Origin of the sequence: Metabacillus sediminilitoris (assembly GCF_009720625.1) — a bacterium.
GTDB lineage: Bacteria > Bacillota > Bacilli > Bacillales > Bacillaceae > Metabacillus > Metabacillus sediminilitoris.
Genome location: NZ_CP046266.1, coordinates 732,781 through 754,526 on the forward strand (window position 1 = coordinate 732,781; position 21,746 = coordinate 754,526).

Consider the following 21,746-nt stretch of genomic DNA (forward strand, 5'->3'; position numbering starts at 1 on the left):
GAAAATTTATTAAAATGACTTTTATAAAGTAAAAGGGACTTTCTATTTTCAATTCAGAAAGTCCCTTAATAATATCTAATAAAGACAGCCTTATCCTAATACCGAAGAGTTTATAGCCATTGATCCTGCATAATTTCTGCACAATTATGTAATAATCTAGAGTCAATAACAATATGAGGAGATCTAATGTGTATATTTTCTTTATCAAATTAAGCTCATGGTTAAGTTAACCATTTTTTAATATGGCAAATAGCTTAGATGGAATTCCAATCGCCTTTGCATTTGTTCTCGGCATAGTAGGGGCTCTTGCACCTTGTCAATTTGTGGGGAATATTAGGGCCATAACACTGTATGGCAATCGTTCACTCCAAAGGAAAATAGTTTGGAAAGATGTCTTTGGTTTTATTTTTGGCAAGGTGGTTGCTTTTTCTTTATTAGGATTATTAATATGGGTGTTTGGTAGGGAGATCGAGGGATATCTAACAATTTATTTTCCATGGATGCGTAAATTGATGGGTCCCTTATTAATTGTAGTGGGTTTAGTTATGCTTGGATTAATAAAGCCAAAATGGTCATTAAAATTATTTGAATTAACAAAGAATGGTAAGCGAGAAAATCCTTTTGGTTCTTTTCTGCTTGGATTTAGTTTTTCTCTCGCATTCTGCCCAACTATGTTTGTTTTATATTTTATATCCCTGATGCCAGTTGTTTTGTCCAGTTCATATGGGGTTATTCTACCTACCTTGTTTGCTTTAGGAACAGTTCTTCCATTACTCGCAACGATTTTTCTTATGTGGTACCTTGGAGGAAGTGGAGTTTTATTGAAAAAAGGGAGGAAGTTAGGTACTCTTATTCAAAGAATTGCAGGTGTCTTCATGACTTTTGTAGGAATAATCGATTCAATAACCTATTGGTTATAAAAAATGGGCGAAAAAATAATTTTTTACTCTTTACATAGGGTAGGGGGGTATAGTATATTTGTTGTAGAGAGGTGATAAATGGAAAAAAGATTTAGAGCTCTTGAAGAGAAAGCCGCTAGTCTATGGTTATATTAAATATTAGTTTTGTGTAGTGTGATCTTACAATTAGTTTCTGCTCATTCTGCTAAGTACTTTATCATATAAAAATTTTTAAAGGAGAGATTAAGAATGGAAAAAACAACATTGAAAGTTAATGGTATGTCATGTGGTCATTGTGTCAATTCAGTTGAAGGAAGCGTTGGAAAATTAGATGGTGTTAAGTCAGCAAAAGTTAATTTGAAGGCTGGAGAAGTTGATGTAGAATTTAATCCTTCTGAGGTATCCCTAGGTAAAATTAAAGAAACAATTGATGATCAAGGCTACGAAGTTAAATAATAAGTTAAGAAAAAGATAACGTGCTACAATAGCACGTTATCTTTCACAAAAAATTATACCCCCCACCCGTATGAAAGAAGAGGTGATGTAAATGAGTAGTGAGGTTAAAGAAACAAATTATCAAATTATAGGAATGACATGTGCTGCATGTGCAACAAGAATTGAAAAAGGCCTAAATAAGATGGACGGTGTTAAAGAAGCAAATGTAAATTTAGCACTTGAAAAATCAACGATTAAGTATGACCCTACACTTGTGTCTGAAGAAGACTTTCAAAAGAAAATTAAGGGGCTCGGCTACGATGTAGTAAAAGAGAAAAAAGAATTTAATATTACTGGTATGACATGTGCTGCTTGTGCAACAAGAATTGAAAAAGGACTAAACAAATTAGAAGGTGTTAAAAAGGCAGCTGTAAACCTGGCCTTAGAAAGTGCAACAGTGGAATATAATCCTTCATTAATAAGCACACAAGAAATTGTTAAACGTGTTGAGAAATTAGGATATAAAGCTATTTCAAAAGAGGAAAAAGAAGATAACGAAGATTATCGCCAAAAGGAAATCAAGAAACAACAGGGAAAGTTTATATTCTCATTAATCCTCTCTTTGCCACTATTGTGGGCGATGGTTAGCCATTTCACTTTTACGTCTTTTATCTACCTACCAGATGCATTAATGAACCCTTGGGTGCAATTAGTTCTTGCCACTCCAGTCCAATTTTTCATTGGAAAGCAATTCTATGTAGGTGCCTATAAAGCATTAAGAAATAAAAGTGCAAATATGGATGTTTTAGTTGCACTAGGAACATCAGCTGCTTACTTTTATAGTTTATATTTAACGATAGCATCCATAGGTTCTCATGCCCACATGGTGAGTCTCTATTATGAAACAAGTGCTATCTTGATTACCTTGATTCTTTTAGGAAAGCTTTTTGAAGCAAAAGCAAAAGGTCGTTCATCAGAAGCAATTAAAAAGTTAATGGGTCTTCAGGCAAAAACAGCAATTGTTATTAGAGATGGAGTTGAAAAAGAATTACCACTTGAAGAAGTTCAAGTTGGTGACCTCGTATATATCAAGCCAGGTGAGAAAGTACCAGTGGATGGTGAAATTATCGAAGGGCAATCTGCGATAGATGAATCCATGTTAACAGGCGAAAGTGTTCCTATTGATAAAACAATTGGTGATTTAGTTATTGGTGCAACGATCAATAAGAATGGTTTTTTAAAGATAAAAGCAAAGAAAGTAGGAAGAGATACAGCCCTTTCCCAAATCATTAAGGTTGTAGAAGAAGCTCAAGGATCGAAGGCTCCGATTCAACGTCTTGCTGATCAAATCTCAGGAATCTTTGTCCCTATTGTTGTAGGTATTGCTATTGTCACTTTCCTGATCTGGTATATTTGGATTAGTCCAGGTGATTTTGCGGAAGCTCTAGAAAAATTAATTGCTGTATTGGTAATTGCTTGTCCTTGTGCACTCGGTTTAGCTACACCTACATCAATTATGGCAGGTTCAGGGAGAGCTGCTGAGTTTGGTATTCTCTTTAAAGGAGGAGAACACCTAGAAAAGACACACCTTATAGACACAGTAATTCTAGATAAAACAGGAACAGTTACAAATGGTACTCCAAAATTAACTGATGTCATTTTACATGAAGACTTTGAAGAACTAGAGTTTTTATCACTTATTGGTTCTGCTGAAAATCAGTCTGAACATCCTTTGGCTCAAGCAATTGTTCAGGGGATAAAAGAAAAAAATATAGGTCTAAAAGAGGTAAAAGAATTTGAAGCAATCCCAGGTTATGGTGTAAGAGCTATTGTAGATAATAGAAGAATTCTTATTGGAACCCGCAGGCTTATGACAAAAGAACACATTGATATAGAAACAGCATTACCGACGATGGAAAGCCTTGAGAACACTGGAAAAACAGCTATGCTTGTAAGCATTGATGGAATATACATCGGTATTGTTGCCGTAGCCGATACAATTAAAGAAACATCAATAGAGGCTATTCAACGATTAAAGGATTTGAATATTAATGTTGTTATGATTACAGGTGATAATAAAAGAACAGCAGAGGCTATTGGAAAACAGGTCAAAATTGAACATGTTATTGCTGAGGTTCTCCCTGAAGGTAAAGCCGAAGAAGTAAAGAAACTTCAAAAAGAAGGAAAAAAGGTAGCTATGGTTGGCGATGGAATTAATGATGCCCCAGCTTTAGCTGTTGCTGATATTGGAATGGCTTTGGGTACAGGAACAGATGTAGCGATGGAGGCTGCTGATATTACGCTAATAAGTGGTGATTTAAATACGATCGCAGATGCAATTATTATGAGTAAAAAAACCATTCGAAATATCAAACAAAACCTCTTCTGGGCATTTGCATATAACGTAGTTGGTATTCCAATTGCAGCAATTGGTCTTTTGGCTCCATGGTTAGCTGGTGCTGCTATGGCTTTCAGTTCAGTATCTGTTGTAATAAATGCTCTACGCCTCCAAAGAATTAAGTTGTAATGAGAAATACAACAACTCCTCTTTGCTAAGGGGCTTGATGTTTATTGAAATAGGAAACAGGGAAACTTTTTGTTTAGGACAATGTTAAGAAAAAAGAAAAATATGCATATTTTCTGCAAATTATTTTGTTACTCTTTTGTTAGATCTATTAAAGTGGATATTGAGGAGGATAATAATGAGTAAAAAAATTGGAATGGGAATTGTTTCATTGATTTTAGCATTTACGTTATCAGCGTGTGCAAGTAATGATGAGGAAACTAAATCAGATAAAAATACGAATACTGAAACGAATTCAAGTACTGAAGAAAGTACGGAGATGGACCATTCTGAGATGAACCATTCTGGCTCAGGTGAAGTTCCAGAAGGTTTGAAAGAGGCAGAAAATCCTACCTATAAAGTTGGAAGTCAAGCTAACCTTGAAACAGACCACATGGAAGGGATGAAGGGTGCTGAAGCAACAATTGTTGGAGCCTATGAAACCACAGCATATGTTGTTTCATATACTCCGACTACTGGTGGGGAAAAAGTAGAAAATCATAAATGGGTTATTCACGAAGAAATTGAAAATGCTGGGGATGAAAAATTCGAACCAGGAACTGAAGTTGTCTTAAACGCAGATCATATGGAAGGGATGAAAGGTGCAACAGCTGAAATTGATTCAGCTGAAGAAACTACTGTGTATATGGTGGATTACACTCCTACAAATGGAGGAGAAAAAGTAAAAAATCACAAATGGGTAACAGAAAGTGAACTGTCATCTAAATAAATTTTAGCTAATTGAATAAAAGCTAACTTAAAAAGAGCTTATCAAAATAGATAAGCCTTTTTTTCTTTAATATTAAAGTCTCAAGAAAAATAATTTCGTTGAATGATATAGATCTATAATAACGAATACCTTTTATTTGACCTGATTTTCAATTAAGTACCTTTACTTAAATGTTGATTATTACAAAATAAATATAGATCCATTCCTTAAAGATTTAACTCTTAACTTTGCTCATTTCGTTTATGCCACCCGTAGCGAGTCATGCCCCGAGGTTTATACACAGAAAGTATTGTGACAGCAAGCAACACCAGAAGACCGCCACCAGCATGGACAACGAGGGAGAGTCTCGCCTCTAGAAGATTGTCGCTTGTTAATGTAGTGTTTGAGGCTATATCCGATATATAACTAATTGGCTTCAGTTGCAAAATCAAGACGATGGTTGCAAGGAGGGTTAGCAGGAATTTTACTAAAACCCAATAATGATGGAATAAGCCCCATTTAGTTCCAAGTGATTGAACAAGTCCGCTTAGCAATGAGACGAGACTTAACGGAACGATCACTAACCTGGCTGTTAGCTCCATCGAGAGATAGGCGGCACGCACAATGTGATTATCTTGGCTGTTCAAACCAGAAATAGAAAGAGCTAGGAATACAGCAACCGCACCGATCCAGCTAACAGTGGAAATGATATGTACCAATAGTGCTAATTTGCGGATACTAGGTAACATGATCATGTTAGGTGTACCTTATGTTCTACTGTTGAAAAATAGTTACTAGACCCATAAGACGAAAAGTGACGACCAGGACCGTGATCACCACCGATGCCAGTGATTTTCATGATTACAAACAACAGAATTAAAACGATAGCAATGATAAAAAAGACTTTCACCCAGCGTGGTGTGTTAGGGGGCAATTCGCGATCAGACATTTACTTGTCCTCCTCTTTCGTATAATGTACTAATACTTTTCTCATTTAGTTTCCTCATCGATATATTCTCCTCTTAAATTCATATTCTCTTAGCTCGATTCTGTTTTATATAAAGAGAATCACACTTTTTTTCAAAACTTACACCTTACTTACTATAATCCAATGTTAGTTTAACGTACCCGTATTTTCTTATTTAATTTCCCCATCGGTCATTAAGGATTTCCAAGAGGTGCCGTTATCTATGGTTTGATATATGTCATTTTTATAGGTAATTACTGTAATCTCGTCTCTATTTTTGGGGTTTGAAGCAATAAGCATAACTGGATTGTCTTGATTAATTTCAGATGGTATGGAAAGGTTAACCTCTTTTTGAGTCGCAAGATCTTTTTTGATAAGTGTAGAATCATTTTCATTTAAACTAAAATAATAGATTGAGTTTTCGTCGAATTGTAAAGTAGTAACTGGATTAGAATTTGAAATTAACTTGAATTGGCTGCCAAAATCATCTGAAATAAATAAGCCATTATCAGTGGAGATTCCAATCATATTTGACTTTGTTGGATGGGTAGCGATGTTACCAATAGAGTTAAAAGAAACTCCTTTCATGTCACTTTTTATCCAATTCTCTCCTTCGTCATCTGTGTAATATAAGCCTGTTTCTAATTCTGTATTTTGCATTTCATTAATGACGTATATCGTATGGCTAGTGTACCCCGCAGCTAAATAGTGAAAATCTGTTTCACCGTAAAAAGCAAGTTTTTTAAAAGATCTTCCAGCATCTGAGCTTTTGATTAATCCAAGTGGGTTTTTTAAATTAGATCCTTGCTCAGGATGCCCACTTGAGTAAAACCCCTCATCAATAGCTTGGAATCCCATATAATCATGATTGTTTTCACTTGTTTTATACCATTTATTGTGTGAAAGTCGAACTAATCCATCATGAATGGCGAAATATAAATCATTATTGTTTCCTGCGTACCCCATCCCGTGAATATGTTCTATTTTTATATCCTTTAATTCTTCAAAAGTTTCTGAATTTTGAGTTGAGTTTTTTGTCTCTACTTCATTACATGCTGTTAGAAAAATACTTATAAAAAATAGAGAGATAATCCTTCTTTTAATCTTCACCTTTTTACCTCCAAGATCTAGATCAGTGCTATTGCTAAATAACTTTCGGAGTCATCAGTATGCCTCTGAACTCCATTTATACCCCACTCCCCAAACAGTTTTTAAATGTTTATCAACTGGAAATTCTGCATGACGTAGTTTTTCCCTGACGTTTCTTATATGAGAATCAATTGTTCTATCTTCTGTTTCGGCTCTTAGTCCCCACAAAGTTGTAAGGAGATGCTCCCGTGAGAAAACCTTATTTGGGTAATTCAAAAATAACTCTAATAGGTCAAATTCTTTTGGGGTTAATGTAATTCCTTCATTACGAAATCTCAGTTCGAAGGTTGCTTTATTTAAAGTTAAACCTTTAAAAGTAATATGGCCTTCTTCATTTTTATGCCCACTAGTCCGACGAATCACTGCTTCGATTCTTGCTAACAATTCCTGTTCGTTAAAAGGTTTTGATAAATAATCGTCTGCTCCAGTTTTTAAGCCTCTGACGATATCTTGCTTTTCACTTCTAGCCGTTAACATAATGATAGGCACATTAGAAAAATGTCTTATTTTTTCACAGGTTGTCCAACCATCCATTTCTGGCATCATGACATCAAGAATGACAATATCGGCATTTTCCTGCTCTAAAAACTTTATGCCATCTTTACCTGAGACTTTCTTTATACACTTGTAACCATAAGGAGATATATATAAAGATAATAAATCAAGCATTCTTTGTTCATCATCAATTAGTAAAACGGTTTTCATTTTATTGCTCCTTTAATATGATTTTAAAACATGCCCCTTTACTATCTATACTTTCAGCTGAAATTACACCATTATGAGCCTCCACTATTTCTTTGACAATAGCCAAGCCTAAACCAAAACCACCAGTTAGCCTTGATCGAGATTTATCAACACGGTATAAGCGGTCAAAGATATATGGTAAATCATCAGAAGGAATTCCCTTTCCTTGGTCTTTGATAAAAATGATTATGTTATTGTTTTCCTGTAATACTTCAATCGTAGTAATTGTATTCTCTTTAGAGTATTTTAGAGAATTATCTAATAGGTTTAAAAAGACTTGTTCAAAGCGTATAGGATCAATTTCAACAAAAACATTCTTCTTACAATCTACCTGTAAATGAATTCCTTTACTTTTAAATGCAGGTAGTACCTTACCATATATAGATTGAATGAATAAACAAATATTTGTACGTTCTTTTGAAATAGAAAATTCATTTTGGTCCATCCTTGCAAGTTCAAATAATTCTTGTAATAAATCACTTACATGATCCGCTTCTTCATGAATGATGTTTAAGTAACTAATTCTTTCTGTTTCATCTAAAGTGTTTCTTCTTCCAATATCGGCATAACCTTTTATGTAGGTTAAAGGAGTGCGAAGTTCATGAGAAATACTTGCTAAAAATTCATTTCTTTCCTTTTTTAAATAATTCAAGTCATTAGCCAGTGTTTGAATTGATTTTGATAATTCACCAATTTCATCATTTGAAGTAACAGGAAGAGAAACAGAAAAATCACCTATACTTAGTTTACTAGTTGCTTCTTTCATCGAAACAAGGGGTCTTGTTAAAGCTCTAGATAAAAAGAAAATCGTTATCAGCGTAAAAAATAAGATCAATAACGCAGCAAGAAAGAAATGATTATTCAATTGTGAAATAAAATGATGAATCTGATTTTTGCTTTTGAACATGTAAACATATCCTTGATTTTGTTTTCCTCCATCATAAGATGAAACCGTTGCAATGTATTTTTCATTTTTCAAGTTTGATTGTAATATCAGTCCGTTTCTTGGTATATCATAAGTCGCTTTACTTAATATTTTTTTCATATCATCATCGATTGCTTTAGATGATTCTAATACATCACCGTCTGTATTTGTAATGACGACTTCTGTATCTGTTTGGGATTCCATTAATCCAATGTGATGAAGAGTAGCATTATCAGATGACATTTCTAGAACATCACGATGGCTATTTCCTCTTGCCCTTAATGAAGATAGTTCTTCGTTGACAAGAGAGTGTATGACATTACGATGTAAATAAACCATTGAACAAGTTTCAATGATGAAAATGCAAATAAAGAACCATAAGCCTAATTTAATTGAGATTTTCATATTCATTCACCTTTACAAGTATAGGGATATTTTAATGCGAAAATGTTGAGAAAGTATGCAGATTGAATGATATTACTTTATTGTTTCTCATTAGCAGTAACATCATATCATTCAATACAAATGCTAATTGCTTGAAAATGCATATTTTCTTCACACTTTTTAATTATTCTATTCAAATAAACATTAATCCTGAGGTGATTGAACTGAATAAGCTGAAATTAACCAAAACTGGACAGGTATATATTCCAAATTGGATAAGAAGTGAAATAAATCTTAAACCTAGCGATATAATAAATATTTTTTTAGAGGATAAAAAAATTGTAATAACAAATAAGGAAGGATATGATTACGAAAGTCAATGTGTGTTTAGCCAAAACGGAACTGTTCATATACCAAGAGAGATCAGAAGATTATGTCATATCAACTCAGAAGCTGTATTTAGTGTGACCATAAATAAAGAGGAACAGAAATTTAATTTAATTCCAGATGGTAAAGGTTAGAGTATTAACTTAAAAGGGTACACACGCACATTAATATATTGGAAACTAATGTACGAGTATTATCATGTTATTGAACGAATAAAAGTTTCAATTATAATGAAAAAAGCATCAAAATGATGCTTTTTTTGATTTCGAGTATTAGATTAATGTAATCAACGATCCGCCAACCGCTCCAGTTATGACGATAATCCATGGGGGTAACTTCCAATAGACTAGCATACTGAATAGTACCGCAGCTAAAGCGAAGTCAATTGGAGTGAGAATACTGCTAGTCCAGATAGGGTCGTAAAAAGCAGAAATAAGGATTCCAACAACGGCTGCATTTACGCCCATTAATGCTCCTCTTATTTTAGGATTACGACGTAATACATCCCAAAAAGGTAATGTGCCTAAAATAAGCAGAAACGCAGGTAAGAAAATTGCAATGGTCGCTAATAAACCACCTTGCCATCCATTCATAACTGTACCTAGATAGGCAGCAAATGTAAACAGTGGACCTGGAACAGCTTGTGTTGCTCCATAACCAGCCAAGAATGCTTCTTCACTAAGCCATCCTGTTGGTACAAATTCACGTTCTAATAAAGGCAAAACGACATGACCACCACCAAAGACTAATGAACCCGATCGATAAAAGCTATCAAACATAGCAATCCAATTTAAAGAAGATACTTCACTTAAAATTGGCAGAAGAATAAGTAATCCGAAAAATAATGTTAAGCAAAAAATGGCAGTACCTTTTGAAATTGGAAATTCGATTCTTGAATCATCACGATCTGTGTTTTTTCTATATAAATAAAATCCAGCTAATCCAGCAATAAGTATGACTCCTACTTGTGTAAATGCAGTTTGCCATAAAAGTGTACTTACTAATGCAAATAAAGCAAGTGCCTTCCTTTTTAAATCTGGAGTAAGCTTTTGCGCCATTCCTAAGATGGCGTGTGCGACAACAGCAACTGCAACGATTTTTAATCCATGTATCCAACCAGCATCTGCTACATTTAATCCCTGAAGAATGTAAGCAAAGATGATTAGTGCTAAGACAGAGGGAAGCGTAAACCCAATAAAGGAAATAATCCCTCCCAAAACTCCAGCACGCATAACGCCAATCCCAATCCCTACTTGACTACTGGCTGGTCCAGGTAGAAATTGACAAAGTGCAACTAGATCTGCATAGCTTTTTTCATCCATCCATTTCCTTCTGCGGATATATTCTTCATGAAAGTACCCTAAGTGGGCGATTGGTCCACCAAAGGATGTTAATCCGAGCCTCGTTGAAACAATAAGAATTTCAAACAATGAACGAAATACATGATGCATATTAGCTTGTCTCATGAGTGAGTTCACCTTCTTTATTAGTCATTCATTTCTTTGAAACGTTCGATATTAATCATTTTATCATTCACTTTTCTTTTTTCTCGTCTAAAAGCTAATATTTACAAAAAATTTACATGTAACTTTCTGTGATTCAAAAACATGGACGTGATTACAACTACAAAGAGAGTTCAGTTCATAAGGATGCTAGTATCGCGGATTCCATAATCGTGCTTAACATCCACGAATGGATTTTTGTTTTATCCCTTGATTCCAAAAAGAATTTCGCTGAAAATATAAGATGACTAAAGTCAATAGGGGTGAAATATGAAGGTTAAAATCTTGTTCATTAGTATACTATCAACATTTATAATATCTGCTTGTTCTGGACAATCAAAAGTTGTAGAAAATATGGGCGAACATGCCAGTCATCAAGAACATACTAGCTATGATATTCAAGAGGAAACGAAAGGTATAAGCGAAATCCCTCATTTTCTAAAAGATAAACCTGAGGATATGCAAATTATTTACACTGCTGCAGCAAAAAATAAGGAGTTGCTTGAAAACATTCCATGCTACTGTGGTTGTGGAGAATCTGCAAATCATAAAAATAATTATGATTGCTTTGTGTTTGAGAATAAGGTAAGTGGTGCTATCGTGTGGGATGATCATGGAACAAAATGTGGAGTTTGTTTAGAGATCGCTGCTCAATCCATTCTTGATTACCAAGAAGGAAAAAGCATAAAAGAGATTCGCTCGGAGATTGATGAAATGTACAAAGATGGTTATGCAAGACCTACACCAACACCAGAAGTATAAATCGAATAACATTCAGCTGCCGCAAAAGGGCAGCTTTTTCATGTTCGCAAAAGTTACATATAAGAAAGAAACTTGATGCGAGGGAGATGATAGATAGATAAACTACTAATTAATCTATTTTGTATTTAATAATACTTGTTGCATCAAATACTCAGCATCCCTTCCAACACCTTGAAGGAGGGCTGATCCTGTTCTGTATTGCCAAGGCAGGCCTAAAAAAAATAATCCTCTTATTGATGTTACACCTCTTTGGTGAATAGGAACTCCCTTTTTATCAAATACACTTGGTGTATGAATCCAGCCATAATTTCCATTAAAGCCAGTTGACCAAATGATGTTTGCTGCTTCTATTTTACTATTGTCTTCAAAAACGATATGATCATTTACCACAGATTTTGCCCTTAGTTTTAATGTGATTTTTCCATTCTTAAGTAAAGATTTTAATTCATATCCAAAAATAGGGTCAGGCATTTCCTTAAAAAATTCTCCGAATTTACTGTTTGTATGTACCTTTAATATTCCAAGTTTATCAAACCACCAAAATATGCTTTTATTACCTAAATCTTGAGGCAGGAATTTCAGTTTATGCCCAACTGATAAATAGACATTTCTATCATTTGATAACTCAACAGCAATTTGTGAACCAGAATTTCCTCCTCCTACAACCAATGCAGGACCTTGTTTTAATTGTTTAGAATTTTTATAATTTGATGAATGCAGTTGGAGAACCTGATCGGAAAGTAAACGTGAGAAGTCTGGGATATAAGGATGTTGAAAAGGTCCTGTTGCAATAACTACTTGCTTAGCCGTATAGTCCCCGCGATTCGTTGTTAGCAAAAAGTTAGTTGCTGTTTGTTCTAGTTTGGAAATAGATGTATTTAGGAGGATTGGTAGTGAGAATGTTTCTGCATATTTCGTTAAATAATCTGCCATTTCATCTTTGGTAGGATAGTGATTTGGCATACCGTCTAATTCCAAACCAGGCAATGAACTATATGAAACTGGTGTAAATAATGTTAATGAATCATAACGGTTCTTCCAGGCCTCACCAATCGTAAGTCCTTTATCTAAAATAAGAAATGTTAACTTTGTTTGTTTCAGATAATAACCCATAGATAGTCCTGCCTGGCCTGAACCAACAATGATAACATCATAAATCATGACTTATCTCTCCCTATAATAAGTTCGTATTAATTTCCAAATTATAGCATAAATCCGGATGTTATGAATAAATTAATTTTTTTATAAGAATTGAGAAATAAGAACTTGTAGAGAGGGTAAAATAGTCATGGATTGAATGGTGGAAATTCTACTAACTTAAAAGAGAGGGTATAAATAAAAAGGAATAGTAGAAAAACATCTACTAATGATGGTTAGTAAAAGAATATTATTTAGTTCAACTTTAATGACCGTAGTTTTAGGTGTTCTCGCTCTAATAATAGAGTCTATTACCAGTTCTATGCCGTAAAGGGAGTGATTTATGCACTCCCTTTAATGCTTTCTACGGTCGTAAAATTGACTTCTTTGCAAGTCCAGTTTATATTTTCGATAACGTTTAACAGACAAATTTCGCATTGGACACTCGCCAATCTTAAAAAGGCATGTTTCACGACCAGCACCATTCAATTTAGAAATGGTGCTCAAGTGCTTTACACACTTACTTCTACAGTAAAACTGCATCTTTAGGAAGGAATGAAAAAGAAACCAATTGCAGCGGAAATAACCCCTAATCCAAATGATGATACGACATAAAGGATGGCTATTTTTATTTTATTTGAGTATATAAGCGTGATTGTCTCGTATCCAAATGTTGAAAAGGTTGTATATGCTCCACAAAATCCCACCCCGATAAAGTACCAAGCCCAATCAGATAGTTGATTTGAATGATGCAAATTAGCAATTATGCCAAGTAAAAATGATCCTGAAATATTAATAAGCCATGTACCCATTGGAAATGGATACATTCTCTTTGTTCTGTTACTAATAAAACTGCCAAATAAAAATCTTAAAGCCGCACCTAAAGATCCACCTAGTCCTATTAACCAAATCATACAGTATCACCTCTTTTTCGATTTAAAAGAGCTACTTTACTGCCTAAGAAGGTTAATAGTAGACCAAGTATCATTGTTGAGAGCACATAAACCAGTGCAGTAACATAAAGTCCCTTTAGGAACAATTGAATGGTCTCTACTGAAAATGTTGAGAATGTTGTAAAGGAACCGATAAATCCTGTTCCAAAAATAAAGGTATATGCTGGGTTTATTGTTTTTCTGTGATTAACAAATGTTAAAAACCACCCTAGAATAAAACAACCGATAAGATTAACAGAAAGTGTTGCTAACGGAAATCCATTTTCAGTGTATAGCCATTCTCCAACAGAATATCTGCAAATAGTACCTAAAAACCCACCAATTATCACGAATAATAAAGACATAGGAAATCACCAATCTAAACGTTTATATTAAATAAGTTCAATTTCTCGGAGCCCAAAGCATAATGGATACACCAATTAAACAAATAAAGGCACCTATCCAATCATATGTATCGGGCACTTTTTTATCGATTCCCCAGCCCCAAAGGACAGACAAAATAATAAAAACACCGCCATAAGCAGCGTACACTCTGCCGAAAGAAGGGAATAATTGAAACGTAGCGATCACCCCATATAGAGCTAAAGCTATGCCACCACCTATTCCAAAATAGTATGGCTTTCCTTCACGTAACCATAACCAGATAAGATAACCTCCGCCAATTTCAGTTATTCCAGCTAGAAGAAATAATGCAATGATAGTAAACACTTTTAACACCTACAATCAACGTTCACTTAAATAGTATCATTTTTACATATGATAACATATCAAATCACAAGGAGAGTAGTTACTTCGATATGTCTCTTGTTCGTGTCGGTTTTTATCAAATGTACGATTTTTCTTTTAAGTTGATAGATTATAAGGGGAAGGTGATCGTTTTATTTAAAAAATTGATAGATTTCATTTCCATGCATCTGCTATTACTGTCCAGAATCAATCTTTCACATCTAAACCTATTATCTTAGTTGGAGAATTGCCTTTGAATTGTTAAATATTGACCTTTACTATTACAATAATCCTATTTTATATATGATATATTTGTTAAGGGTTAGGTAGAAAGTAGGAGGGATATAACTATGTTTTTTAAAAAAGTGAAACAATCATATGATAGGATCCAAATTACAAATGGGAAAGCAGCTATTAACGTTTCTCCGGGAAGTGACATTGAGAAGCAAATTCAGATGATAGCACTAACAAAAGAAGATCTGGAGATTATTCATGCTTTACAACCGTTTGTAGCTGAAAATATTGATAAAATTGTTGGAGGGTTTTATCGCAATTTAGAGAATGAACCATCTTTATTTAAGATTATAAATGATCATAGTTCAATTGAAAGATTGAAAAAAACCCTAACTAAACATATAGCAGAAATGTTTGATGGTGTAATAGATGGAGAATATTTTGAAAAGAGAATCCGAATTGCACAAATACACGTGAGAATCGGGTTAAAAACAAAGTGGTATATGTGTGCTTTTCAGGATTTGTTCCTTTCATTAGTTGAAATTATTGAAGAGAAGCTTATACATAAAGAAGACTATTATTTAGCAATTAAGGCTGTATCAAAAATATTAAATCTTGAACAACAATTGGTTCTTGAAGCCTATGACGCTGAATCTGATAGATTAAGAAGACAAAACGAAGAGCAAAAGATCTTGATTAGGGAAAATGTCGCAAGTGCATCAGAAAATCTTGCAGCCATTTCTGAAGAAACGAATGCAACTTTTCACCAATTGGAAGCTCAATCTTATGAAATTGTATCCCTTGCAAATAAAGGAACAGAATTATCTATATTGGCTGAAGAACGTGCTGAAGATGGAAAAGAGCAGTTAGGTAAACAAAATGCTAATATGCAAAGTATTTCTAGTGCGGTAAATGACATATCAAAAGATGTACAGGTATTATTAGAAATCAGTAAAGAAATGCAGGAAATTGTTAACATTGTCACTAGTGTTGCAGACCAGACAAATTTATTGTCATTAAACGCTGCGATCGAAGCCGCTAGAGCCGGCGAACATGGCCGAGGTTTTTCAGTCGTGGCAGATGAAGTTCGAAAGCTTTCTGAAGAGACAAAGGTATCGGTTACGAACGTAGCTAATTTAATTCTTAATACAAATTCTCAAGTCGAAAAGTTAACACAATCGCTCGGGAAAATCAGGGATTCAGTAACGAATGGCAGCAATAGCATGAAAGAAACAGATATGCACTTTGAAGAAATCCTTAAAACGATGAGTGAAACAAAACGTCAAAATAACAAGATTGAACATGAACTCGTTTCTTTTGTTAACGTAGTAAATGAAATCGGAAAGGCATTTGAAGAGGTTGCCTTATCTGCGGATAGTCTTACAACTATAACACATGAAATGAATTAGTACTCTTAAGAGAGAGGAATGGAGAAGTTGACCAAGATTGAAGAGTTGCCATTTCAACTTGAAAGTTATTTAATGCTCGGAGATGCGGTTATTATTACCGATTACAAGCATATTATTGTTAATGTAAACAAGGAATTCGAAAAGGTAACCGGTTATTCAGGGGATTCCATAATTGGCGAACATGCTCGATTTATGAAGTCAAAGATGACACCAAAGTCAACCTACACATCACTAAAAAAGATGTTAAGTGAAGGTAAGCCGTGGTCAGGTGTGTTTGTCAATCGAAAAAAGTCCGGTGAAATCTGGCATTCGTCAATCACGATTTCTCCGATACAGGTTGGAATGGATGTGTACTTTGTTGGTGTTTTTCGTGAATTAGAACAATTAAAGCAAGGTATTTATCTCTCAGAAAATAAACGAATAGAAACACAGAGAGAATTACTTAAGGTTCTAGCTATTTCTTGTGAAATTCGTGACCCGGGCATTGAAGAACATTTATTTCGAGTACAGGAATTAACCGAAATGCTAATTACAGAACATGTTCAAAGACATCATTTAAAGATTCCAAAAAATACCGTACATCATATTATTCATTCAAGTATTCTCCATGATATCGGAAAATCCGGTATCCCTGAAGGAATCTTGTATAAACCAGGTCCATTGACAACATATGAGCGAAAAATAATTGAAATGCACCCTTTGATGGGTGTCGATATCGTTAATAAATTTTCGAAAGAATTACATTCAGAATTAATTTTTAATCAAGATATTGTACGGAATATTATTCTTTATCATCATGAAAAGTGGGATGGAACAGGATACCCGAATCAATTAAGTGGTGAGGATATTCCCTTAGAAGCGAGAATTGTAGCAGTTGTCGATGTTTACGATGCATTGACAAGCCGAAGACCATATAAAGACTCTTGGACGACAGAGGATGCACTATCTTTTATTTACGAACAAAAAGGGAAACATTTTGACCCATTCATTGTTGAAACATTTTTAGATCATTTTGAGCGTAAAGCCATCATTAGTTAATTATTTTTTCTTTTACATTTCTATCATTTAATATATATTTCTAGCAATGGATGAGTTTCATCCATTGCTATTACTCAAACAACAAAAGGCTGTTTAAATGGAAGTCTCCTACTAAAGTTATCCTTATTTTTATTGGCTGTTTTAACAAACTTTGTTGCTATTTACTTAGTAGTGCGGAGGGGTTGATTGTAGCGAGAGATGCACGATGACCGCGGGGCGGGCGGTAAGCCTCCTCGGCGTAAACGCCTGCGGGGTCTCACCTGTCCCGCTACACCCGCAGGAGTCTCGCAATCTGCTCCAATCAACCTTAAATAGTTTTTTGCTTAAAAAACAACAATCTTTTAGAAAAGAGCCTTTTTATTAAACTCTGTTGCAATACCTACATCAAATTTCATAACCATTCTTTTTTATTCAATAACAAGACTTCTTACTGCTTTCTATGTACGTTTCATTTTAATGGATAGAATGTATGTGAGGAAAAATGACAACATTAAGGGAAAATGAAGCATTAGAAGGTAAGGTATATATATAATTCTGAATATTCTTGTTTTCTAAGTGTTTATGAATGAAAGATAGAAGTGTTGACAAAGAATAGAATCGATATGAATGATTTGGATACTTATTTTAATTTAATCATGTTAGATTTCAGCGAGACGGCGGAACAAGTTGGTTATCTCTACAATTTTCATAAAAAATTGGAAAGGGGATTTTTCATGAGACAATTATTATGGGGAAATCCTGAAACACTTCGTCGCTTGTTATGTGAACTTGTCAGTTGGGATAGTCGAACTCTAACAGAGGGGGAACGAACATTTACTAGTAAGCTTCAAGAAAAGCTAAGAATGCTGGATTATTTCAAAAAAAATCCTGAACACTTATCACTTCATAAAGCAGACCTTGGAAGGTGTTTTGTAGGTGCATTATACAAGCATCAAGATGCAGAAGAGACAATTGTCTTAATAAGTCATTTTGACACGGTTCAAACAGATGAATATGGTGATCTTGAACCATATGCTTGTCAACCAGAGGAGTTAACAAAGATCCTTCATAATCGAAAAGATGATCTTTCCCAAGAAGCTCGAGCTGATTTAGAGTCAGGGGAGTATTTGTTCGGTCGAGGGACAATGGATATGAAAATGGGGCTTGCTATTCATATGGCTCTCATAGAAAAAGCAAGTGTTGAAGAGTGGCCGATCAACCTTCTTTTGTTATCAGTTCCTGATGAAGAAGTGAATTCGTCAGGTATGCGAGCAGCGGTAAAACAACTTGTAGCCATTCGGGATAAATATAATCTTAAATACAAACTGTTTCTAAATAGTGAGCCATCATTTTCACAAAAACCTGGTGATAACAAACATTATATTTATACTGGATCAATGGGAAAGATCATGCCTGCAGCTCTTTTCTATGGAAAAGAAACACATGTTGGTGAACCACTGAAAGGAATAACAGCTAATTATATCGCTTCATATCTTACACAGCTTATAGAGTGGAACCCTCTTTTTTGTGAAAGTGATCTTGGTGAAAGCACACCATTACCAGTTTCACTCCAGCAAAAAGATTTAAAAATGCAATACTCAACACAAACACCATATAGTGCAGCAGCACTTTACAATATATTTATATTGAAAAGAACCGCTCAAGATATAATGGAAATATTTGAGCAACTTGCACAAGAAGCGGCGCAAAGGTGCAATGATGCCTATCGAGCAATTTGCCGGCGTGAACAAATTGAAGGTGTTGGTAATGTTAGAGTATTGAGATATGAGAATTTAGTTGAGCATGCTGTAGAGAAGTTCGGAACAACGTTTATTAAACAAATAAAGAGGGAAATACTCGAGAATCCTGAATGGGATGAACGGGAAAAGTCGATCAGAATTGCTGATAAATTGATGATTCAATGCCAAGAACTAGCTCCGGCTATCATATTATTATTTGCACCGCCATATTACCCAGCTGTCAATTCGTCAAATGATCCGTTAATTATTAAATCTGTGCAATTAATGAAGGAGGCTGCAAGCAAGTTTGAGTTGGAACTTAGTCAAATTCACTACTTTAATGGGATTTGTGATTTAAGTTATGTTCAATATAAAGATGATGCAGATGGTTTAACGATTTTTGAAAGGAATGCACCTGTCTGGGGAGATTCTTACACAATCCCGTTTGGAGAGATGCTCCAACTTCAAGCACCGGTTCTCAATATAGGGCCATTTGGCAAAGATGCACATCAACGTACGGAGCGTCTCCATATAGATAGTGGTTTTATTCATACTCCATTCATGCTTGAAAGCTTAATAAAGAGTATGTTTTTTAGTAAGCTGGAGAATGTCTGTTAACAAGACTGATGAAAAAAGCTTTAAAGTCAACTGGTAAGGTCGAATGATTACGACTTAAACAGTTGGCTTTTTCATGTTTTAAATTCGTTTCAACATGCTGTACCTTTTATAAAACCATGAAGGTTGAAAACATTGATCCTTACATTGTGCAAACCTATTCATAAAGATTGGTCTAAAAAAGGATCCTAAGGGTATGCGATAGGGATAAAAGAGATTTTAAAAAGTTTAAATTAGGTGCTAAGATAAGGTATTATAGTCATTTTAAAGTAACTAAAATAAAAGAACAATAATATAGATGTTTTTTGGGTTTGGAGGGTTTTTATTGTGATTACTTTAGGTCCTAGAGCACTAAAGACGGGGATATCAGTTACACTTGCTTTATATATTTGTTATTTCTTTGGATTAGAGCCGGCTGTTTTTGCTGCAATTGCAGCTGTTTTTTCAATGCAGCCTTCTATTTATCGAACATGGAGACAAATGCTTGATCAGTTAATGACAAATACATTTGGCGCGATTATTGCTTTATTAGCAGTAAAGTTTTTGGATCAAACACCTCTTACGATAGGTGTTGTCTTAATATTTGTTATTTTAATTAGTTTGAAACTTAAAATGGAAGGCAACATCATTTCCCTTACAATAGTGACTGTTTTAGCAATCATGACTGCTCCTGGGAATGAGGATTGGTTGTATGCATTGAATCGTTTTACGATTATGATGATCGGAATTTTTACTGCATTTCTTATCAATGCCTTATTATTTCCACCAAAATTTAAACAAATTTATTATCAAAAAGTACAGGAAGCATTTCAGACATTATCCTTGCTGCTTAGAACAGCCATTTCAGATGAACTAACCGAAAAAACATTTAAAGAAAACTGGGCAATGTTAATAAAGAGTAGAGAAAAACTCGAGGAACAATACAAAATATTCGATGAAGAACGAGAGAAAATGGCTAAAATAAATCCTTTGAATGTGAGAGAAATAGTCGTGTTCAAACAAATGTTGAAGACAATAAAGCAAGGTGAAGCTGTATTGGAAGTGATTGATGAACATTACTTTCAAAGTAAAACAAACGATGAAGAGAATCAGCTATTTGATCAGTTTCTCGAACATCTCATTAAATGCCATGAGTATTATTTGTTGAAATATGAAGGAAAAGTAAAAATTGAAGATTCTGATACGATCTCAATAAACGAAGAAGAACTAAAGCTATTTTTTGAAAAACTCTTAAATAACTACAAAGAAGACCCAGATAATAAAATGAGAATTATATCAGTTGGAGTTTCAGTATTTGAGTATGCTTTTCAATTACAAAGATTTAATAAACTATTGGATAGTTATTTAAAGAAAACCATTTTATGAACACAATCATAAAATGGTTTGTGAAATTATTTTTAGTGTTCGCTACTGATAAAATTGTGACAGATTTCCTTGATAGGGTTAAGCGTGTCGCAGAATTTGAAAAGTAGGCAGATCGCTTTCTCTTGAATAATTACGGTAAAAGAGAATTAAACTAACTACTATCTAGCTAATCAATTAGGAGTAGAATAGTGAGAATAAATCCATTTAAGAGGAAAATAAATAGAAAATCAAAGCCATTTATTGTGCTATTAATTATGCACGTAATCGTGTTAGGTTTTACTTTTATTAAAAAAAGGGATAAAAGATATTTTGTATTATTCCTATCAAACATTGGGTTTGCATATCTTTTTGAATTTTTTGTTCTGAACTTATTCCATGGTTATACATATTATCCGAACATATTAAAGAATAAAAAACTCGATAATTATTTGGGTGCAATATTTTCACAAGCTATATATGTTCCAATTGCTGCAACAGCCATTACAGCATTTCGATTAAAATGGAAATGGAAATTGATTTTTTCAATCTTTTTTGTTTTGATTGAACTTCTTTTTGTTCGTTTGAAGATTTTTCGTAATAACTGGTGGAAGACAACGTATACTTTCTTATTTTTACTTGTATGTTTTATAGGAAGTGACAAGTGGTTTCAATTATTAAAAAAAGAACAGCCAATTGTTAAGTGGATTACCTCCTTTATGTCGATGTATACCTACAATATGAATGTCTTCTTTATCCTATCCGTATTTAAATTGCTGAAGATGGGAGATGGTGTCATTCAAACCTGGAATAAACATTTTTCCATTGTCCCTTTTTATTCCTATTTTTTAACGGCAGTTACTCTCATCACGTATAAAATGAAGTGGAAATATTCCAATCTAATGGGCGTTCTCTTTATTTCTTATATTGATTACATTTTGCTTTTAAATAAAGTATTTAAACACAAACGAACAATTATTATTTTATTTCCACTACATGTCTTCATGTTTCTTTTCTCTACAAAATTATTTACGATTATTTTTGAAGAAGAATAAAAAAAGTTAGAGACGGTGGGGCAAAAAATAATAAAGCTTGTAAACATACCTCAAGGAAAAACAGGATAAATCGAGTGAATAACCACAGAGGATA

Annotated in this window: 21 protein-coding genes; 11 read left to right on the plus strand and 10 right to left on the minus strand. The window is 34.1% G+C overall.

Annotated features, from left to right (window positions below):
* Positions 1–242: 242 nt before the first annotated feature.
* From GMB29_RS03840 to GMB29_RS03855, 4 genes are all read left to right on the plus strand, one after another.
* A complete protein-coding gene (locus tag GMB29_RS03840) occupies positions 243–920 on the plus strand; it encodes an urease accessory protein UreH domain-containing protein (protein WP_136353568.1) in 678 nt (225 codons plus the stop codon).
* Between the two features lie 228 nt (positions 921–1,148).
* On the plus strand, positions 1,149–1,355 hold the full coding sequence (copZ, locus tag GMB29_RS03845) for a copper chaperone CopZ (protein WP_136353570.1): 207 nt from the start codon (positions 1,149–1,151) through the stop codon (positions 1,353–1,355).
* A 91-nt stretch (positions 1,356–1,446) separates the two neighbouring features.
* Complete coding sequence (locus tag GMB29_RS03850; RefSeq protein ID WP_136353572.1) at positions 1,447–3,861, plus strand: heavy metal translocating P-type ATPase; 2,415 nt, start codon at positions 1,447–1,449, stop codon at positions 3,859–3,861.
* Positions 3,862–4,036: 175 nt separating this feature from the next.
* Positions 4,037–4,627, plus strand: coding sequence for a YdhK family protein (locus GMB29_RS03855; protein WP_136353574.1), 591 nt, complete (start codon positions 4,037–4,039; stop codon positions 4,625–4,627).
* 221 nt (positions 4,628–4,848) lie between these two features.
* Here GMB29_RS03855 and GMB29_RS03860 read toward each other — a convergent pair whose 3' ends face one another.
* From GMB29_RS03860 to GMB29_RS03880, 5 genes are all read right to left on the minus strand, one after another.
* A complete protein-coding gene (locus tag GMB29_RS03860; RefSeq protein WP_136353576.1) occupies positions 4,849–5,361 on the minus strand; it encodes a hypothetical protein in 513 nt (170 codons plus the stop codon).
* A complete protein-coding gene (locus GMB29_RS03865) occupies positions 5,358–5,555 on the minus strand; it encodes a Sec-independent protein translocase family protein (protein WP_136353578.1) in 198 nt (65 codons plus the stop codon). Before GMB29_RS03865 ends, GMB29_RS03860 begins: the two co-directional genes overlap by 4 nt.
* Before the next feature lie 189 nt (positions 5,556–5,744).
* On the minus strand, positions 5,745–6,683 hold the full coding sequence (locus GMB29_RS03870) for a F510_1955 family glycosylhydrolase (protein WP_136353580.1): 939 nt from the start codon (positions 6,681–6,683) through the stop codon (positions 5,745–5,747).
* 54 nt (positions 6,684–6,737) lie between these two features.
* Positions 6,738–7,427, minus strand: a complete 690-nt coding sequence (locus tag GMB29_RS03875) for a response regulator transcription factor (RefSeq protein WP_136353582.1) — start codon at positions 7,425–7,427, stop codon at positions 6,738–6,740.
* Between the two features lies 1 nt (position 7,428).
* The gene (locus tag GMB29_RS03880) at positions 7,429–8,634 is read right to left on the minus strand and encodes a sensor histidine kinase (protein WP_319941480.1); all 1,206 of its coding nucleotides are present in this window, start codon (positions 8,632–8,634) and stop codon (positions 7,429–7,431) included.
* A 224-nt stretch (positions 8,635–8,858) separates the two neighbouring features.
* Here GMB29_RS03880 and GMB29_RS03885 point away from each other — a divergent pair, with 224 nt between their 5' ends.
* Positions 8,859–9,296, plus strand: coding sequence for an AbrB/MazE/SpoVT family DNA-binding domain-containing protein (locus GMB29_RS03885; RefSeq protein ID WP_136353586.1), 438 nt, complete (start codon positions 8,859–8,861; stop codon positions 9,294–9,296).
* A 138-nt stretch (positions 9,297–9,434) separates the two neighbouring features.
* Here the strand turns inward: GMB29_RS03885 and GMB29_RS03890 are convergent, their stop codons facing one another.
* The gene (locus tag GMB29_RS03890) at positions 9,435–10,628 is read right to left on the minus strand and encodes a chromate transporter (RefSeq protein ID WP_136353588.1); all 1,194 of its coding nucleotides are present in this window, start codon (positions 10,626–10,628) and stop codon (positions 9,435–9,437) included.
* A 306-nt stretch (positions 10,629–10,934) separates the two neighbouring features.
* On the opposite strand from GMB29_RS03890, the gene GMB29_RS03895 reads away from it, so the two are divergent.
* A complete protein-coding gene (locus GMB29_RS03895) occupies positions 10,935–11,426 on the plus strand; it encodes a PCYCGC motif-containing (lipo)protein (protein ID WP_136353590.1) in 492 nt (163 codons plus the stop codon).
* Between the two features lie 114 nt (positions 11,427–11,540).
* Here the strand turns inward: GMB29_RS03895 and GMB29_RS03900 are convergent, their stop codons facing one another.
* The 4 genes from GMB29_RS03900 to GMB29_RS03915 all read right to left on the minus strand — a co-directional run bounded on the left by GMB29_RS03900 (position 11,541) and on the right by GMB29_RS03915 (position 14,224).
* Positions 11,541–12,587 (minus strand): flavin-containing monooxygenase, encoded by a 1,047-nt coding sequence (locus tag GMB29_RS03900; protein ID WP_136353592.1) that lies wholly within the window; start codon positions 12,585–12,587, stop codon positions 11,541–11,543.
* Positions 12,588–13,108: 521 nt separating this feature from the next.
* On the minus strand, positions 13,109–13,477 hold the full coding sequence (crcB, locus tag GMB29_RS03905) for a fluoride efflux transporter CrcB (protein WP_136353594.1): 369 nt from the start codon (positions 13,475–13,477) through the stop codon (positions 13,109–13,111).
* Positions 13,474–13,860 carry a fluoride efflux transporter CrcB gene (crcB, locus tag GMB29_RS03910; RefSeq protein ID WP_136353596.1) on the minus strand — a complete coding sequence of 129 codons (387 nt, stop codon included), beginning with the start codon at positions 13,858–13,860 and terminating at the stop codon, positions 13,474–13,476. Before crcB (GMB29_RS03910) ends, crcB (GMB29_RS03905) begins: the two co-directional genes overlap by 4 nt.
* A gap of 37 nt (positions 13,861–13,897) precedes the next feature.
* On the minus strand, positions 13,898–14,224 hold the full coding sequence (locus GMB29_RS03915) for a YnfA family protein (protein WP_136353598.1): 327 nt from the start codon (positions 14,222–14,224) through the stop codon (positions 13,898–13,900).
* A 368-nt stretch (positions 14,225–14,592) separates the two neighbouring features.
* Between GMB29_RS03915 and GMB29_RS03920 the strand changes: the two genes are divergently transcribed.
* The 5 genes from GMB29_RS03920 (at position 14,593) to GMB29_RS03940 (ending at position 21,652) form a co-directional block, all read left to right on the plus strand.
* Positions 14,593–15,885, plus strand: coding sequence for a globin-coupled sensor protein (locus GMB29_RS03920; RefSeq protein WP_136353600.1), 1,293 nt, complete (start codon positions 14,593–14,595; stop codon positions 15,883–15,885).
* A gap of 18 nt (positions 15,886–15,903) precedes the next feature.
* The gene (locus GMB29_RS03925; protein WP_136353602.1) at positions 15,904–16,923 is read left to right on the plus strand and encodes an HD domain-containing phosphohydrolase; all 1,020 of its coding nucleotides are present in this window, start codon (positions 15,904–15,906) and stop codon (positions 16,921–16,923) included.
* Positions 16,924–17,636: 713 nt separating this feature from the next.
* Positions 17,637–19,259 carry a M20/M25/M40 family metallo-hydrolase gene (locus GMB29_RS03930; RefSeq protein ID WP_136353604.1) on the plus strand — a complete coding sequence of 541 codons (1,623 nt, stop codon included), beginning with the start codon at positions 17,637–17,639 and terminating at the stop codon, positions 19,257–19,259.
* A gap of 324 nt (positions 19,260–19,583) precedes the next feature.
* A complete protein-coding gene (locus tag GMB29_RS03935) occupies positions 19,584–20,621 on the plus strand; it encodes an FUSC family protein (RefSeq protein WP_227551502.1) in 1,038 nt (345 codons plus the stop codon).
* A gap of 188 nt (positions 20,622–20,809) precedes the next feature.
* A complete protein-coding gene (locus GMB29_RS03940; protein WP_136353606.1) occupies positions 20,810–21,652 on the plus strand; it encodes a hypothetical protein in 843 nt (280 codons plus the stop codon).
* Positions 21,653–21,746: the final 94 nt, after the last annotated feature.